The 15,854-nt window shown below is 67.3% G+C and carries 17 protein-coding genes; 7 read left to right on the top strand and 10 right to left on the bottom strand.

The genetic code is table 11. From position 1 onward, the window contains the following. Positions 1–72 precede the first annotated feature (72 nt). Positions 73–657: a DivIVA domain-containing protein gene (locus tag AC5RT3_RS09330; RefSeq protein ID WP_494124018.1), complete on the top strand. Its 585-nt coding sequence runs from the start codon at positions 73–75 to the stop codon at positions 655–657. A gap of 15 nt (positions 658–672) precedes the next feature. Here AC5RT3_RS09330 and AC5RT3_RS09325 read toward each other — a convergent pair whose 3' ends face one another. From AC5RT3_RS09325 to AC5RT3_RS09305, 5 genes are all read right to left on the bottom strand, one after another. Then, positions 673–1,026: a hypothetical protein gene (locus AC5RT3_RS09325; RefSeq protein ID WP_494124017.1), complete on the bottom strand. Its 354-nt coding sequence runs from the start codon at positions 1,024–1,026 to the stop codon at positions 673–675. A gap of 4 nt (positions 1,027–1,030) precedes the next feature. Further along, positions 1,031–2,497: a sodium/solute symporter gene (locus tag AC5RT3_RS09320; RefSeq protein WP_494124016.1), complete on the bottom strand. Its 1,467-nt coding sequence runs from the start codon at positions 2,495–2,497 to the stop codon at positions 1,031–1,033. A gap of 67 nt (positions 2,498–2,564) precedes the next feature. Next, a complete protein-coding gene (locus AC5RT3_RS09315) occupies positions 2,565–2,915 on the bottom strand; it encodes a DUF485 domain-containing protein (RefSeq protein WP_494010488.1) in 351 nt (116 codons plus the stop codon). After that, entirely contained in the window at positions 2,912–3,628 is a 717-nt protein-coding gene (locus tag AC5RT3_RS09310; protein WP_494051539.1) for a LytR/AlgR family response regulator transcription factor, read from the bottom strand. Before AC5RT3_RS09310 ends, AC5RT3_RS09315 begins: the two co-directional genes overlap by 4 nt. A gap of 35 nt (positions 3,629–3,663) precedes the next feature. Next, positions 3,664–4,845, bottom strand: a complete 1,182-nt coding sequence (locus AC5RT3_RS09305) for a sensor histidine kinase (protein WP_494051540.1) — start codon at positions 4,843–4,845, stop codon at positions 3,664–3,666. 180 nt (positions 4,846–5,025) lie between these two features. On the opposite strand from AC5RT3_RS09305, the gene AC5RT3_RS09300 reads away from it, so the two are divergent. Further along, entirely contained in the window at positions 5,026–5,406 is a 381-nt protein-coding gene (locus tag AC5RT3_RS09300) for a DUF485 domain-containing protein (RefSeq protein WP_494010485.1), read from the top strand. After that, a complete protein-coding gene (locus AC5RT3_RS09295; protein ID WP_494051541.1) occupies positions 5,403–7,019 on the top strand; it encodes a monocarboxylic acid transporter in 1,617 nt (538 codons plus the stop codon). Before AC5RT3_RS09300 ends, AC5RT3_RS09295 begins: the two co-directional genes overlap by 4 nt. Positions 7,020–7,103: 84 nt before the next feature. On the opposite strand, the gene AC5RT3_RS09290 is transcribed toward AC5RT3_RS09295, so the two are convergent. The 4 genes from AC5RT3_RS09290 to AC5RT3_RS09275 form a co-directional block, all read right to left on the bottom strand. Next, on the bottom strand, positions 7,104–7,724 hold the full coding sequence (locus tag AC5RT3_RS09290) for a hypothetical protein (RefSeq protein WP_494051542.1): 621 nt from the start codon (positions 7,722–7,724) through the stop codon (positions 7,104–7,106). Positions 7,725–7,730: 6 nt separating this feature from the next. Beyond that, positions 7,731–8,135 carry a DUF4383 domain-containing protein gene (locus tag AC5RT3_RS09285; protein WP_494010482.1) on the bottom strand — a complete coding sequence of 135 codons (405 nt, stop codon included), beginning with the start codon at positions 8,133–8,135 and terminating at the stop codon, positions 7,731–7,733. Positions 8,136–8,276: 141 nt separating this feature from the next. After that, on the bottom strand, positions 8,277–8,831 hold the full coding sequence (locus AC5RT3_RS09280; protein ID WP_494010481.1) for a hypothetical protein: 555 nt from the start codon (positions 8,829–8,831) through the stop codon (positions 8,277–8,279). Between the two features lie 242 nt (positions 8,832–9,073). Then, positions 9,074–9,547, bottom strand: a complete 474-nt coding sequence (locus tag AC5RT3_RS09275; RefSeq protein WP_494010480.1) for an Lrp/AsnC family transcriptional regulator — start codon at positions 9,545–9,547, stop codon at positions 9,074–9,076. 194 nt (positions 9,548–9,741) lie between these two features. Here AC5RT3_RS09275 and pdhA point away from each other — a divergent pair, with 194 nt between their 5' ends. From pdhA to AC5RT3_RS09260, 3 genes are read left to right on the top strand one after another with little or no spacing between them, the layout of a single operon-like run. After that, complete coding sequence (gene pdhA, locus AC5RT3_RS09270; protein WP_494010479.1) at positions 9,742–10,911, top strand: pyruvate dehydrogenase (acetyl-transferring) E1 component subunit alpha; 1,170 nt, start codon at positions 9,742–9,744, stop codon at positions 10,909–10,911. Next, a complete protein-coding gene (locus tag AC5RT3_RS09265; RefSeq protein ID WP_494124015.1) occupies positions 10,911–11,921 on the top strand; it encodes an alpha-ketoacid dehydrogenase subunit beta in 1,011 nt (336 codons plus the stop codon). Before pdhA ends, AC5RT3_RS09265 begins: the two co-directional genes overlap by 1 nt. Before the next feature lie 8 nt (positions 11,922–11,929). Further along, positions 11,930–13,318, top strand: coding sequence for a dihydrolipoamide acetyltransferase family protein (locus AC5RT3_RS09260; RefSeq protein ID WP_494124014.1), 1,389 nt, complete (start codon positions 11,930–11,932; stop codon positions 13,316–13,318). A 119-nt stretch (positions 13,319–13,437) separates the two neighbouring features. Here the strand turns inward: AC5RT3_RS09260 and AC5RT3_RS09255 are convergent, their stop codons facing one another. Next, positions 13,438–14,097, bottom strand: coding sequence for an SACE_7040 family transcriptional regulator (locus AC5RT3_RS09255; RefSeq protein ID WP_494010476.1), 660 nt, complete (start codon positions 14,095–14,097; stop codon positions 13,438–13,440). Between the two features lie 144 nt (positions 14,098–14,241). On the opposite strand from AC5RT3_RS09255, the gene AC5RT3_RS09250 reads away from it, so the two are divergent. Beyond that, positions 14,242–15,849, top strand: coding sequence for a carboxyl transferase domain-containing protein (locus AC5RT3_RS09250; RefSeq protein WP_494010475.1), 1,608 nt, complete (start codon positions 14,242–14,244; stop codon positions 15,847–15,849). Positions 15,850–15,854 lie beyond the last annotated feature (5 nt).

Raw genomic sequence — 15,854 nt, 5'->3', positions numbered from 1 at the left:
CACACCCGGCCGGCCCGGCACCTCTAAACTGGTGCAGCGGCGCTACGGCCGAAGAGCATTGAAGGAATCACAGTGGCATTGGACATTCATCGGCAGATCCCCGGGTCCTTTGAGCGCGTGCAGCGCAGCGACTACGGGTACAACGCCAGGCAGGTTGACCAGTTCCTGCAGCGCGCGCGGGTTTCCCTGGAAACCCCCGAAGCCGCAACCCATCCCGTCAACAGTGCCGACGTCCGGGCTGTCTCCTTTGATCCGGTCAAGGGCGGCTACTCGGCCGCGGTGGTGGACGCTGCCCTGGACCGGCTTGAGGACGCCTTCGCCAGGAGGGAACGGGATGAACTGATTGCAGCCCAGGGCGAGGAAGCCTGGCTGCGGGAGATCGGGAACCTTTCCGGGATCCTCCGCGGGCGGTTGCACCGGCCCGACGGCGAGCGTTTCCGCCGCCCAGCCAGGAAGAAGGCGCGCAGCTACAACACGGCAGACGTGGACCGCTTGTGCCGGGAACTCGTGGCGTACCTGGAACAGGACAAGCCCCTGAGCGTGGACAGCGTCCGCCGGGCGGTATTCCGGCCCGCCGTCGGCCGCGAAGGCTACGAGGAAGCCCAGGTGGATGCGTTCCTGGACCGGGTCGTCGAACTGATGGCTGCGATCGACTGACCCGGCCGGCGAGGCTCAGCTTTCGCCCGGCGGGGTGGGGGACAGCGGCGTGAACCTTCGCCAGATTCCGGCGTAGCTGCGGTAGCCGTAGACGGACCACGCAACCACGAACGCGACGGCGCAGATTGCACCCACGATGATCGCCGCCGTCATCCCTGCCTGACCTACCAGGGGAACGCTGACGATGCTGGCCGAGGTGAACGTCAGGAACATGCTGATCCTGGTGAGGACCTCGCTTTGGGTGGTGCTGCGGGATGCCAGCAGGCCCCAGTGCTCGGTGGCGAGCAACTGCGCCCGCACCGCCAGAGGCACCGGCTCCTGCCGGCCTAACGGACTTTCGCCGTCGGTGGACATGGCGTCATTGCCCACCCAATCAGCGTTCCGTGGCCAGCGGCCGCTCCGGGGTGTGCAGGCGGGTCATGACCCGTGCCATGGACTTCGGTACCCGCCGGGCAGTGGCGAGTGAAACAACCACCATCACCGCGAAGGCTGCGGGGACGCTCCACGCAGCCGGCTGTGCCAGCCAGCCCGGGGTATTCCCGGCCCCTGCCACCGCGCTGGTGATCATGGCCCCGCCGCACAGAAGCCCGCCGGTCACCATCCCGGCGATGGCGCCGGCGTCGGTCAGGCCCCGCCACCATATGCCCAGGAGCAGGACGGGACAAACGGTGGAGGCGGTAAAGGCGAATACCAGGCCTACGCTGCCGGCCAGGGTGAAGGAATCGGTCACGAAGGCAAATCCCAGCGGCACGACGGCGGACACCACCGCCGCGAGCCGGAACCCGTTGACGCCGGCGCCCAGGACGTCCTGGCTGATCACGCCGGCCAGGGAGACCACCAGGCCCGACGTGGTGGACAGGAACGCGGCGAAAGCGCCCGCCACCACCAGCGCCGAGAGCAGTTCCCCGGCCGTTCCGCCCACCAGTTTTCCCGGGAGCAGAAGCACCACTGCGTCGGCCTGGCCGGAACGAGCCAGGTCCGGGGCAAACATTCGTGCCACCAGACCGCAGGCGGTGGGAAACAGGTAGAAGACGGAGAGCAGCCCCAGGACGATCAGGGTGGTCCGCCGCGCGGAATGCCCGTCCGGGTTGGTGTAGAACCGGACCAGCACGTGCGGCAGCCCCAGCGTGCCGAACAGCAGGGCCACCATCAGGGAAACGCCCTGGTAGAGCCCGGCAGGGGGTGCACCGGTGGGATTGACCGCGGGCGGCGACAGCTCGGGGGTGCCGTTGCCGGCGAGCATGAACATGATGAACAGCACGGGCACCGCCAGGGCTGTCAGCTTCAGCCAGTACTGGAACGCCTGGACGAACGTGATGGAGCGCATCCCGCCAGCCACCACCGTGAGGCAGACGACCACCACCACAGCCAAGGACCCCACCCACGACGGCAGGCCGGTCGTGATCCGGATGGTCAGGGCGGCGCCCTGCAGCTGCGGGACGATGTAGAGCCAGCCCACCAGCACCACCACCAGGCTGGTGACCTTGCGGACGGCCCGCGAATCCAGCCTGGCCTCGGTGAAATCAGGAATCGTGTACGCGCCGGAGCGCCGCAGCGGCGCCGCCACGAACAGCAGCAGCATCAGGTACCCCGCCGTGTATCCCACCGGAAACCACAGCGCGTCGGTACCGGACAGCAGGATGAGTCCGGCCACACCCAGGAAACTCGCGGCGGACAGGTACTCGCCGCCAATGGCCGAGGCATTCCACCAGGGGCGCACGGTCCGTGATGCCACGTAGAAGTCGCCGGTGGTGCGGGAGATCCGCAGGCCGTAGAAGCCGATCACCGCTGTGGCCACGGAAACCACGGCCAGGGCGGTGATCGCCACGCCGGGATTCACTGTGGCGTCACCTTGCCCCGCCCGCCCACACCCTGGTCACCGGCACGATGCCCGTTGGGCACCGCGCTCACTGGTCACCGGCCAGGTCGCGGTAGCGGGCCTCGTTGCGGGCGGCAGTCCGGATGTACAGCCACGCGCTGAGCCCGATCACGGGGTAGATTCCCACCCCCAGCAGGAGCCAGCCGAACGGGATTCCCGCCACGCGGGCTTCTGACAGGCCCGGGACTGTGGCCAGGAGCAGCGGAAACGCGGCAAGGATCAGCAGGAAGCCGAAGGCCACTACCAGGGCCAGCCGCAGCTGCGACCTGATCAGGGACCGGACGAAAACCTGGCCCACGTCCGATTCCAGCGCGGCTTCGCGGCTCTCCTGCGCGGCCCGGGCCGCGGTGGCGGGAGCGGTCACGCGCACCCTGGTCATGCGCTGGGCCTGATCCGGGTGGCCTCAAGCTTTTCCCGCACCAGGGGCAGGTGGCGCCTGCTGATCGGAAGGCTGGCCCCTGCCACCGTGACGCAGGGACCGTCGGCCGCAAGCTTCATGGAGGTGACGTGCTTGAGCGACACCAGGTAGGAACGGTGTGTACGGATAAAACCGGCTTCCGCCCACTGCTGCTCAAGATCGGCCAGCGGGACCCGGATGAGGTAGCTGGCGTCGGCTGTGTGGAGCCGGGCATAGTCTCCCTGCGCCTGCACGTGCGTGACGTCGTCGCGCCTGATCATTTTGGTGGTTCCGCCCTGGTCCACCGTGATCATCTCCGGCGAGCCGCCGCCGTCGCGCAGCTCTGCGATCCGGCCCACCGACCGGGCCAGGCGCTCTGCCCGGATGGGCTTGAGGAGGTAGTCGACGGCGGCGAGTTCGAAGGCCGCCAGGGCGTGTTCCTCGTCCGCGGTGACAAACACTACCGCCGGCGGATTACTGCTCGTGGAAATGGCGCGGGCGATGTCCAGTCCGGAGACGGCCGGCATATGGATGTCCAGGAAGACGGCGTCCACGGACCCGGTGGACAAGGCCCGGAGGGCTTCGGTCCCGGAGGTCGCGCGGAGGATTTTGCCGATCCTGGCGTCCCTGCCCAGCAGGAACGCGAGTTCTTCCACGGCGGGCAGCTCATCATCAACGACGAGGACGTTAATCATCCTCCTAGGGTAGCTTTCCGGCGGCGCGAGCCGGATCAGGCGTCATGGCCGGGCTGGGACTTGGGCACCCGCATGGTGATCAGGGTGCCTTCGCCTGGAGCTGTCTCGATGATCAGCCCGTGCTCGTTGCCGTAGACCTGGCGGAGCCGGGCGTCCACGTTCCGCAGCCCCACGTGCTCGCCATCGGTATGCCCGGCGAGCATTGACTGGAGCTGCGCGGGGTCCATGCCCACGCCGTCGTCCTCGATGGTCACCTCGGCAAACGCTCCGGCGTCTTCCGCGGTGATGCTGATGTGGCCCGGCCCTTCCTTGGCTTCCAGGCCGTGCCGCACGGCGTTCTCCACCAGCGGCTGCAGGCTGAGGAACGGGATCACCGTGCTGAGCACCTCGGGCGCCACCCGCAGGCTGACCTGCACCCGCTCGCCGAAGCGGGCGCGCTCCAACAGCAGGTAGCGGTCAATGCAGCGCAGTTCCTCGGCGAGCGTGGTGAAGTCCCCGTGCCGGCGGAACGAATAGCGCGTGAAGTCCGCGAACTCGACCACCAGTTCCCGCGCCCGCTGGGGATCCGTGTTGATGAAGGAGGCGATGGCGTTGAGGGAGTTGTAGATGAAGTGCGGGCTGATCTGCGCCCGCAGCGCCCGCACCTCGGCTTCCATCAGCAGGGTCCGGGACGCGTCCAGCTCTGCCAGCTCCACCTGGACGGCCACCCAGTCCGCCACCTCGCCGGTAGCCCGCACCAGTCCGGCGCCGGCCGACGGCGCGAAAGCCGCGACGGCGCCCACCACGCGGGAGTCTGCCCGCACGGGCGCGATGACGGCCGCAAGGCCGCCGCCGGTACCGTCCGCGCCGGCCGGCAACACGGCGGTCCGGCCTCCTGCCAGAACGGGAGCAGCAAGTTCCATCAGCCGGGGCTTGAGTTCCTCGCCTGCGCCGTCCCAGGCCAGGACGCCGGACGTGTCCGTGATGGCCAGGGCATCCGAGCCCAGCAGGGTGCGCAGTTGCCGGCTGGCTTTCGCCGCCCCGGCCGGATTCAGGCCGCGCCGCAGGTGCTGGCCGGCCTGGGACGCCGCGTGCAGCGTGTGGTAGGTGGCGCGTTCGGCGTCCGTGCCGAGGTCCCGGAAGGAGCGGAGCACCTTGAGTCCCACGCCGACGACGACGGCGATGGCCATGGCGATCACGGCCACGGCCGCGGCGGTCAGGAGGGGGGAGTCCGGCATGGAGCCCAGCGTAGCGGCGGGTGCCGTTTGCCGCAGCATCCCGACCGTTGAGCGACCACGGGCGCCCTTCCACTGGAATCCGGCGGCAGGCACCCGCACAGTGATTGGAGTCACACCCAAGGTGTGCCTGCGCAGGGCCGCCGGCCGGTGTGTCCCGGCAAGTCTCAACGAGGAGGAACGATGGGTCACGATGCCCATACTCCGGACGCAGCGGCGTCCGTGGACTTTGAACAGGTCCAGTCGACCGGGCAGTTCCAGGAACTGCGCAAGCGTCACCGCAGCTTTGTCTTCCCCATGGCAGTGGCCTTCCTGCTGTGGTACTTCGCCTACGTCCTGCTCGCCGACTACGCCGTGGGATTCATGTCCACGAAGGTCTGGGGCAACATCAACATCGGACTGATCCTCGGCCTGCTGCAGTTCGTCTCAACATTTGCAATCACCAGCTGGTACGTCAGTTACTCGAACCGGCGGCTGGACCCCATCGCCGCGGATATCCGGAATGAGATTGAAGGACATGAGTTTGATAAGGATGGCAATCGAGTGGGCGAGGTAAACAAGTGACCGGGATTCCCGCAGCGGTTGATGTCGCCGCCCTCAAGGACACCACCCTGCTGAACATGGGCGTCTTCGCACTGTTCGTGGCCGTTACCATGGTGATCGTCTTCCGGGCCAGCCGGAACAACAAGACCGCCGCGGACTACTACGCCGCCGGACGCTCCTTCACCGGATCCCAGAATGGAACTGCCATCGCCGGGGACTACCTCTCTGCAGCGTCCTTCCTGGGCATCACCGGCGCCATCGCCATCAACGGATATGACGGATTCATGTACTCCATCGGCTTCCTGGTGGCCTGGCTCGTGGCGCTGCTCCTGGTGGCTGAGCTGCTTCGCAACACCGGCAAGTTCACCATGGCGGACGTGCTGTCCTTCCGGCTCAAGCAGCGGCCCGTCCGGATTGCCGCCGCCATCTCCACCCTTGCCGTCTGCTTCTTCTACCTCCTCGCCCAGATGGCCGGCGCCGGCAGCCTCATCTCCCTGCTCCTGGGCATCAGCGACTGGGGCGGACAGGCCCTGGTGATCATCGTCGTCGGCGGCCTCATGATCATGTACGTCCTCATCGGCGGCATGAAGGGCACCACCTGGGTCCAGATCATCAAGGCAGTCCTGCTCATCGCCGGCGCGGCCGTCATGACGCTCTGGGTCCTGGCCATCTACGGCTTCAACCTTTCCAGCCTGCTGGGCGCCGCAGTGGAAACCGCCAACAACCCGGCGGTGCTGAACCCCGGCCTGCAGTACGGCAAGACCGAAACCTCCAAGCTGGACTTCATGTCCCTGGGCCTGGCCCTGGTCCTGGGCACGGCCGCCCTGCCCCACGTCCTGATGCGCTTCTACACGGTCCCCACCGCCAAGGAAGCCCGCAAGTCCGTGGTGTGGGCCATCTGGCTGATCGGCCTCTTCTACCTGTTCACCCTGGTGCTCGGTTACGGTGCAGCTGCCCTGGTGGGTCCCGAAACCATCAAGACTGCCCCGGGCGGCGTCAACTCCGCCGCCCCGCTGCTGGCGTTCTTCCTGGGCGGGCCGCTGCTGCTTGGCTTCATCTCGGCCGTGGCCTTCGCAACCATCCTGGCCGTGGTGGCGGGCCTGACCATCACCGCTGCGGCATCCTTCGCCCATGACATCTACGCCAGCGTCATTGCCAAGGGCAAGGCCGACGCCGACACCGAGGTGAAGGTTGCCCGCCGGACCGTGGTGGTCATCGGCGTCCTGGCCATCCTGGGCGGCATCCTCGCCAACGGGCAGAACGTTGCGTTCCTGGTGGCACTGGCGTTTGCCGTCGCGGCATCCGCCAACCTGCCCACCATCATCTACTCGCTGTTCTGGCGGAAGTTCACCACGCAGGGTGCCATCTGGAGCATGTACGGCGGCCTGGGCGCGGCCATCGTGCTGATCATCTTCTCCCCGGTGGTCTCGGGCGGCGCAACGTCCATGATCAAGGACGCGAACTTTGCCTTCTTCCCGCTGAGCAACCCCGGCATCGTCTCCATCCCGCTGGCCTTCTTCCTGGGATGGCTCGGCACGGTGCTGGACAAGAAGCGCGAGGACAGCGCCAAGCAGGCAGAGATGGAAGTCCGGTCCCTCACCGGGGTCGGCGCCGAAAAGGCCGTCAACCACTGACCGTCCGCCCGCGGCTGCCCTGAAACCGCAGCCACCCTGCAACGAAAAAAGCCTCCGTGCCGAATCATCGGCGCGGAGGCTTTTTCAGCGCTGGTGGTGTCCCCCGGGCGGGGGAGTGAGCCCATGCTCGCCGTGCGGGACGGCGAACTGGCCTGCCGTGGAAGCGGCGAGTCCCGGCGTCGCGATTCCTGCCACCAGCACCGCACCGGCGAAGGCTGCCAGCAGCAGCCGGCCGGGATACGCGGCGGACATCCCGGATGCGGAGGATGGGCTCCGGTGCCGGCCCAGCCACGCCACGGCCGCGATGATCATTAGCGTCAGCAGCAGGGCAGCCAGGTGGCTCAGGTTGAGCCCCCCGCCGGCCGGTGCGCTGAACAGTGCGGCGGCCGCATGGACGGCGGCGGCTGCCAGCAGGGTGCCCCGTGCACTCCGGCTGCCCGGAAAGGTCCCTCGGGCCAAGTGGATCACCGCGCCCGCCAGGAGGCCGGCACCCCAGAGCCCGGCGAGTCCGCCCGCGGCGAACTCCGCCGGCCCTGCGGTATCCGCTGTCCCGGCGAAGAGGCTTGAGGAAATGGCCAGGTTGACGGTGCCGGCACCGAAGCCAGCGAAACCGGCGAAGAGCCGGACGGCGGCAGGTACCGGAGCGTCAGAGGCTTCCGGCGCTTCTCCCGGCTCCAGCGTCCGGGCGGGTGCGGTCCGGTCCATCGTGCCCTAGGCCCGGACGGTTGCCGGAGACTTGTCCAGCGACAGGCCCACACCCAGCAGCAGTACGGCGCTGGCAAGGTGCAGCACGTTGTCAGCGCCGTTCAGGGCGATGATGTTCAGCGGGGAGTTCAGCAGGAACAGGCCAAGCACGCCGACCAGCAGGTAGACGGCGCCAACGGTGGCGTTCACGGAACGGGCGATCGCGGTGCCCTTCAGCCCGGCGAAAAGCAGCGTGGCACCGATGGCGAGGTGGATGACGTTGTGCAGCGGGTTGACTTCGAAAATGATGAGGTTGGCGCCCTCGGTGGCGGCGAAGCCGACGCCGGACGTGACGGCGAAGCCGAGGAGGCCCACCAGCAGGTATACGGCTCCGAAGACGGTGGCGACGAGGCGGTTGGGTGAAGTGCGCATGGCCCGAATCCTTCCGGTAGGGCGGGGGAGGTGTTCCCCGCCGGACTGCGGGTCCCTGGCCGGGACCCTCGGAAGCGATTCGGACCATGCGGAAGTGCGGATGGGTAAAGGTCAGCAATCTTCCTAATGCGGAATCCGGAGCTACGGCGCCGGCCTGAGCTTGATATTGGTCATCTTCAGTTCGTCCGTGCCCTCGAACCGGTATGCCAGGTCCACGTTCTTGCCCTCGCAGGTGATCAGGCCCACGATATCGGCAGACTTGACGCCGTTCTCCGTGGCCACCTGGAGGTCGTTGTACTCCGGCTCGCAGGTATCGTCCATGTTGAGGCTGGCGATGCCGGACATGAACGACTCCTTGGACAGCTGCTCCTGCAGCGCGGGGTCAAGGTAGTCATCGTAGGCTTTGGAGCTCTCCCCGGCGATGACCAGCTTGGTGAAGCCGTCCGCAAGGCCCTTGGCCTGGTTGGTTGCGCTGCCCGCCACATTGACCAGGATGACGATGCCCAGGCCGACCAGCAGCAGGACGCCGCCGATGGCTGTCAGAACCACCCACAGCTTGGGGCGCCTCCTCGCCGGCGGCTCCTCGCCGGGAAGGCCGAACGGGCCTGCGGCCGCGTACTGGCCCGGCTGCTGAGGGAGTTGCTGCTGGCCCGGGCCGGGGTGGCCCGGCTGGTACGGTTCCTGGGGACTGCTCAAGGTGGAGCCTTTCCAAAAATGGTGCTGGGGTGCAGAGGTCCGGTTCGGGTCCCCGGCGAATTTCTGGGACAAGCCTATAACCCGGGCGCCCAGGCCTACTTGCCGGCCGGGTTTCGCCGTCGTAAAACGCTCTTTCAGTTACGGCGCTGTTCCGCAAAACGCCCGCTCACTTTTGGCGCCCCTTCCGCAAACGCCCTCTCACTGACGGCGGGCGAACCGCTTCATCCCTGCGGCAGCCCTCCTCAGCCGCGCGCTGATCCGCGTTCCAGCAGGGGCTGCACGCGGAACGGGATGAGCTCACCCATCGCAAGGGCAGTGTCAGCCCGCTCCACGCCGTCGCAGGCCAGGATCTTGCCGTTGATCCGGAAGAGATCCTCGGCGTCCACTGCCACCACGCGCAGGAGCAGGTCTGCGGATCCGGTGAGGCCGTAGCCTTCCAGGATCTCGGGAATCTCTGCCAGCTGCCCCGCCAGCTGCGTGAGCTTCTGCTGCTGGACGTGCACCGAGATGAAGGCCATCAGGGGGTATCCCAGCGAGGCCGGATTGATGCGCCGCTCGAAGGACAGGAAGGCGTGCTTCTTTTCCAGCTGCGCCAACCTCGCCTGCACGGTGTTCCGGGAGAGGCCCAGCTGCTGGGCAAGCGCCACCACCGTTTTCCGTGGGTCCTCCGCGAGGGCCGATAACAGTCGGGTATCAGTGCCATCCAAAGCTTGCATAATGCGCAAAGCTAGCACGGTCCCGACGCCCGGCACAGAGCATTTTGCTCAAGGATCGGCGCGGCAGTTGTACCCCGTGAGCATTGTGAGTAGGGTCACAATTATCCGGGGCAACGGCGCCCGGGAGGCCGGCAGGGCGGGAGCCACAAGTTCCAAAGCTGCTGGTCAACGACGTGAGAAGGTTGCGGGCTATCGTGTCTACAGACGGAACGGGCCAGGGCGGAGCATCCGCCCCCACCAGCGCCCAGGGCACCTCCGGACCGGCCTCCAGGCTGGTCCAGCTGATAACTCCTGCAGGGGAGCGGGTCAGCCATCCCGAGTTCGATTTCTGGGTCCGGGATATCACCGATGAGCAGCTCTGCTCGCTGTATGAGGACATCAGCGTCGTCCGGCGCATCGACCTCGAAGCCACGGCGCTGCAGCGGCAGGGCGAGTTGGGGCTGTGGCCGCCGCTGCTGGGCCAGGAGGCGGCGCAAATCGGGTCTGCGCGGTCCCTCCGCAGCGACGACTTCGTGTTTTCCAGTTACCGGGAAAACGGCGTGGCCTACTGCCGGGGCGTTGGCCTGGCGGACCTGCTCCGGGTGTGGCGCGGCAATGCGCCCTCCGGCTGGGACCCGTACACCGTCAACATGGCCACACCCCAGATCATCATCGGCGCCCAGACGCTGCACGCCACCGGCTACGCCATGGGCATCCAGAACGACGGCACCGATTCCGTGGCCATCACCTACTTCGGCGACGGTGCCACCAGCGAAGGCGACGTCAACGAGGCCATGGTGTTCGCGGCCAGTTTCCAGGTCCCCGTGGTGTTCTTCTGCACCAACAACCATTGGGCCATCTCTGAACCTGTCAGGCTCCAGTCCCATATCCAGCTCGCGGACCGCGCGGCGGGCTTCGGGATTCCCAGCCTGCGCGTGGACGGCAACGATGTCCTGGCCGTGATGGCGGCTACCCGCGTCGCGCTGGACCGGGCACGGCGGGGAGGCGGTCCCACCTTCGTCGAAGCCGTCAGCTACCGGATGGGACCGCACACCACCGCCGACGATCCCACGCGCTACCGGGACCCCAACGAGCTCGAGGACTGGGCCGCCAAGGACCCCATCAGCCGGATGGCGGCGCTCCTGGACCGGAAGGGCTTGCTCACCGAAGACCTGCAGCAACAGGTCAAGGACAAGGCCGACGCCGTTGCCCGCGAGATGCGCGACGGGTGCACCCGCATGCCCGATCCGGAGCCGCTGGACGTTTTCAAGCATGTGTACAGCACCCCCAACTCCTGGCTGGACCGGCAGCAGGACCACTACTCCCGTTACCTGGCCTCCTTCGGCGATCCCGATACGGCCACTCTTGAAGAAGGTGCACGCTGATGACCCAGATGACCTTTGCCCGCGCCATCAACGCGGGCCTGCGGAAGTCCCTTGAGAACGATCCAAAGGTTGTCCTCCTGGGTGAGGACATCGGCACCCTCGGCGGCGTGTTCCGGGTGACCGACGGGCTGCAGAAGGACTTCGGGAAGCACCGGGTGGTGGACACGCCGCTCGCAGAATCCGCCATCGTGGGCACCGCCGTCGGGCTCGCCTACCGGGGCTACCGGCCCGTGGTGGAAATCCAGTTCGACGGGTTCGTCTACCCGGCCTTCGACCAGATCGTCAGCCAGGTCGCCAAGCTGCATTACCGGACGCGCGGAGCAGTGAAGATGCCCATCACCATCCGGATCCCGTTCGGCGGCGGCATCGGCTCGCCCGAACACCACTCCGAGTCCCCGGAGGCCTACTTCACGCATACCGCCGGCCTCCGGGTGGTCTCGGTGGCGAACCCGCAGGACGCCTACACCGTAATCCAGCAGGCCATCTCCTGCGATGATCCCGTCCTTTTCTTTGAGCCCAAGCGGCGCTACCACGATAAAGCCGACGTGGACGAGTCGGCCGGTCCCGGCTCGGCCCTGCCCATGGACCAGGCGAGGGTCCTCACGGAGGGCTCGGACGTCACGCTGGTTGCCTACGGTCCGCTGGTGAAGACGGCGCTGGACGCCGCAACCGCTGCCGCTGACGAGGGCATTTCCATCCAGGTGATCGACCTGCGCTCGCTGGCGCCGGTGGACTACGAAACGATCGTGGCGTCGGTCCGACGGACCGGGCGGCTGGTGGTCACCCATGAAGCCGGCGAGTCTGGCGGGCTGGGTGCCGAAGTAGCCGCGAGCATTACCGAACGCTGCTTCTATCATCTCGAGGCGGCGCCGGTGCGGGTCACCGGCTTCGACATCCCGTACCCCTCCTCGAAGCTTGAGATGCACCACCTGCCCGGCCTGGACCGCATCCTGGATGGTGTGGACCGCGCGCTGGGCCGCCCCAACTCCCTCAGCGGGCTGGAAGGATGAGCGGCACCATGATCAAGGAATTCCGGCTCCCGGACCTCGGCGAGGGACTCACCGAGTCAGAAATCCTCAGCTGGAAGGTGGATGTGGGTGACACGGTGAGCCTGAACCAGGTGATTGCCGAAGTGGAAACGGCCAAAGCGGTGGTGGAGCTGCCGTCACCGTTCGCGGGCGTCATCAAGGAACTGCACGAACAGCCGGGCACCATCGTGGAGGTAGGGAAGCCCATCGTGTCCTTCGAAGTCGCGGACGACGCCGGGACGCCACCTTCCGCGGCAGGTGGCACTGCTGCCGGGGTGGGAGAGTCGGAGGGGGAAGCGCCCAAGAGGCAGCCGAACCTGGTGGGGTACGGCGCCGTCGTCGAAAGTTCCGCCCGCCCGGCGCGGCGGGCCCGCACCTTTCCCCTGGCCGGCTCTGCCGGAGCAAGATCTCCGATGGTCGAACCTGTCCAAGCCAGTCCTGCCGCGCCGGAAGCAGCGGTGGCTGAACCGGCCCCTGAACACCAGGGCGAGCGGCCCCGTTCAACGCCCCCGGTGCGCAAGCTGGCGAAGGACCTCGGCGTGGATCTGGCACAGGTTCCCGGAACCGGTCCCAGCGGACTCATCACCCGGGAGGACGTCCAGGCCTTCCTGGACGGCAAGCCCGCGCAGGAGCCGGACGGCGCCCTGGCGGCCGGGGCCACCTCCATGCAGCAGGGAGCACGGGCGACCCGTACTCCCATCAAGGGTGTCCGGAAGTTCACGGCCGCGGCGATGGTGGAGAGTGCCTTCACGGCGCCGCACGTCACCGAGTTCCTGACGGTGGATGTCACGCCCACCATGGAGCTGCTGGCCAAACTCAAAGCCAGCAGCGCGTTCTCCGGGGTAAAGCTCACGCCGCTGACCCTGGCCGCCAAGGCGGTGCTGATCGCACTACGGCGCAACCCCGGCCTGAACGCGAGGTGGGACGAGGCCAGCCAGGAGATCGTCACCTTCAACTACGTGAACCTGGGTATTGCGGCAGCAACGCCCCGCGGCCTGACGGTGCCCAACATCAAGGACGCCGATGCGCTGTCCCTGCACCAGTTGGCAGAAGCGCTGACGGCCCTCACCGAGACTGCCCGCGCTGGAAAGACCGCCCCGGGGGACCTGTCCGGCGGCACCATCTCCATTACCAACATTGGCGTTTTCGGCATTGATGCCGGCACCCCCATCCTCAATCCGGGGGAAGCGGCCATCCTGGCCATGGGGGCCGTGCGGACCATGCCCTGGGAGTACCGGGGCGAGGTGGCGCTGCGGCAGGTCCTGACGCTCAGCCTGTCCTTCGACCACCGCCTGGTGGACGGCGAGCAGGGGTCCCGGTTCCTGGCCGACGTCGGCGCGATCCTGGCCGAACCCGGCATGGTCCTGACCATGGTGTAGTAGAAAGGCGGCCCGCACCCGCGCCAGAATTCCGGGCCGGCGGTCGGAAGTTTTTGTCCAGATATGGTGACTCCAAGCGGTTCCAAGCCGCCATAGCTGGACAACAACTCCAGTGGTTGTCAGGGGGCCGGGGGAATACTGACGGTGAGGGCGGCCAGGGCCATCCCCTCCAGCAGCGGGCGGGCGGCCGCGGCGGTAATCCTGCGGCCGTGGCTGCGCACGGAATGCGGGGTGGAGTTGATGAGGCCGAACGTGGCGTGCGCCCGCATCCGAAGTTCCGGAATGTCCACGTCCGGGTGGACGCCGGCGAGGACCTCCACCCACACCTCCACGTAGCTCCGCTGGAGGATGCGGACAGCGGCCTGGTCCTGCTCGGACAGGTTGCTGAAATCGCGGTCCTGTACCCGGATTACGTCCGGCTTGCTTAGGGCGAAGTCCACCTGGAACGCCACCAGCCGCTGCAGCGCGGCCAGGGGGTCGGGGCTGGCCTCCACCACCTGGCGGCCACCGTCCAGCAGATCCTGGCTGACCGTAAGCAGCAGGTCGGCCAGGACTGCCTGCTTGCCCGGGAAGTGGCGGTAGACGGCCGGGCCGCTGACTCCCGCCGCCGCTCCCAGGTCCTCCAGCGACACCTTGTTGAACCCGTTCACCGCGAACAGTGACGCGGCGGCAGCCAGCAGTGCCTGGCGGCGGTTCTCCTTCGCCTTGCTGCGCTGGGTCGACGGGCTGCGGCCGGCTGCGCTGCGCTCGCTGGTCTGCGTGGTATCGGTGCTGGGCACTTTTCCTCCTAGGACCCGCAGATTCTAGCAAGGCGGCCCATGTGTTGGACATCACAGTTACGAGAGACTAACCTGAATTTCAGTTATTGGGCACTAACCGAGTTGGAGTGGATCCGGCTTGGCTCATGGAGGAACGGACCGTCAATGGAGACCCTTGTCAGCAGGATCAACCCGGCCAGCGAGGCGTTCGGTGCCAACAGCCAGGCCCAGAGGGAGCTGGCCGGGGAGCTCCGAAAAAGACTGGCCGAAGCGGCTCTGGGGGGTCCTGAAAAGTCCCGGCAACGCCATGTGGCAAGGGGCAAGCTGCTGCCCCGGGAGCGCATCGACCAGCTACTGGATGACGGCAGTCCTTTCCTGGAAATCGCGCCGCTGGCGGCCAACGGCATGTACAACGACGAAGCTCCGGGCGCGGGCGTAATCGCCGGCATCGGGCTGGTGCACGGCAGGCAGGTGCTGGTGATCTCCAACGACGCCACCGTCAAGGGCGGCACCTACTACCCCATGACGGTCAAGAAGCACCTCCGGGCCCAGGAGATCGCCCTCGAAAACCGGCTTCCCTGCATCTACCTCGTCGACTCGGGCGGCGCATTCCTGCCTAAGCAGGACGAAGTCTTTCCGGACAGGGACCACTTCGGACGCATTTTCTACAACCAGGCGCGCCTGTCAGCGGCCAAGATCCCGCAGGTCGCCGCCGTCATGGGTTCCTGCACCGCGGGCGGAGCCTACGTTCCCGCGATGAGCGACGAGACGGTTATCGTCCGCAACCAGGGCACCATCTTCCTGGGCGGCCCGCCGCTGGTGAAGGCGGCCATCGGCGAAATCGTCAGCCCGGAGGAATTGGGCGGCGGGGAGGTGCACTCCAGGATTTCCGGTGTGACCGACCACCTGGCCGAGAACGACCATCATGCCCTGCAGATCATCCGGGACATCGTGGCCACGCTGCCGCCCCCGGCCCCGCCCGCGTGGCAGGTGGAACCCGCCGTCGAACCCGTTGCCAGCACGGAAGAGCTGTACGGCGCCGTACCCACGGACGTCAACGCCCCCTACGACGTGCACGAAGTCATCGCCAGGCTGGTGGACGGCAGCACCTTCCACGAATTCAAGAAGGACTACGGCACCACGCTTGTCACCGGCTTTGCCCGGCTGCACGGACACCCCTTGGGTATCGTGGCCAATAACGGCGTGCTGTTCAGCGAGTCCTCCCTCAAGGGGGCACACTTCATCGAACTCTGCGACCAGCGCGGCATTCCGCTGCTCTTCCTCCAGAACATCTCCGGCTTCATGGTGGGCCGGGACGCGGAGCAGGGCGGCATCGCCAAGAACGGGGCCAAAATGGTCACGGCCGTCGCCACGGCCCGGGTTCCGAAGCTCACGGTGGTGATCGGCGGATCCTTCGGAGCAGGCAACTACTCCATGTGCGGCCGGGCCTATTCGCCGCGGTTCCTGTGGATGTGGCCCGCGGCCCGGATCTCCGTCATGGGCGGCAACCAGGCCGCCAGCGTGCTGGCCACCGTCAAGCGGGACCAGTACGAAGCCGCCGGGGAGGAATGGCCGGAACAGGACGAGGAAGAGTTCAAGGCCCCCATCCGGCGGCAGTACGAGGACCAGGGCAGCCCCTACTACTCCACCGCCCGCCTGTGGGATGACGGCGTGATCGACCCCGCAGACACCCGCACCGTCCTGGGACTGGCGCTCGACGTCGTCTCCCGCACCCCGTTGCCGGACACCTCCTTCGGCCTTTTCCGGATGTGAGCACA

The sequence above is a fragment of the Arthrobacter sp. Y3221159 genome (genome assembly GCF_059089885.1).
The sequence above is the reverse complement of the archived record's forward strand: the minus strand, read 5'-3'. Positions and strand labels throughout refer to the sequence as shown.

What these genes read in the sequence shown, in the direction of transcription:
- AC5RT3_RS09310 (WP_494051539.1), bottom strand. Translation starts at nt 3,628, where the DNA reads ATGATTAACGTCCTCGTCGTTGATGATGAGCTGCCCGCCGTGGAAGAA.
- AC5RT3_RS09305 (WP_494051540.1), bottom strand. Translation starts at nt 4,845, where the DNA reads ATGCCGGACTCCCCCCTCCTGACCGCCGCGGCCGTGGCCGTGATCGCC.
- AC5RT3_RS09290 (WP_494051542.1), bottom strand. Translation starts at nt 7,724, where the DNA reads ATGGACCGGACCGCACCCGCCCGGACGCTGGAGCCGGGAGAAGCGCCG.
- AC5RT3_RS09250 (WP_494010475.1), top strand. Translation starts at nt 14,242, where the DNA reads ATGGAGACCCTTGTCAGCAGGATCAACCCGGCCAGCGAGGCGTTCGGT.
- AC5RT3_RS09285 (WP_494010482.1), bottom strand. Translation starts at nt 8,135, where the DNA reads ATGCGCACTTCACCCAACCGCCTCGTCGCCACCGTCTTCGGAGCCGTA.
- AC5RT3_RS09265 (WP_494124015.1), top strand. Translation starts at nt 10,911, where the DNA reads ATGACCCAGATGACCTTTGCCCGCGCCATCAACGCGGGCCTGCGGAAG.
- AC5RT3_RS09260 (WP_494124014.1), top strand. Translation starts at nt 11,930, where the DNA reads ATGATCAAGGAATTCCGGCTCCCGGACCTCGGCGAGGGACTCACCGAG.
- AC5RT3_RS09275 (WP_494010480.1), bottom strand. Translation starts at nt 9,547, where the DNA reads ATGCAAGCTTTGGATGGCACTGATACCCGACTGTTATCGGCCCTCGCG.
- AC5RT3_RS09300 (WP_494010485.1), top strand. Translation starts at nt 5,026, where the DNA reads ATGGGTCACGATGCCCATACTCCGGACGCAGCGGCGTCCGTGGACTTT.
- AC5RT3_RS09315 (WP_494010488.1), bottom strand. Translation starts at nt 2,915, where the DNA reads ATGACCAGGGTGCGCGTGACCGCTCCCGCCACCGCGGCCCGGGCCGCG.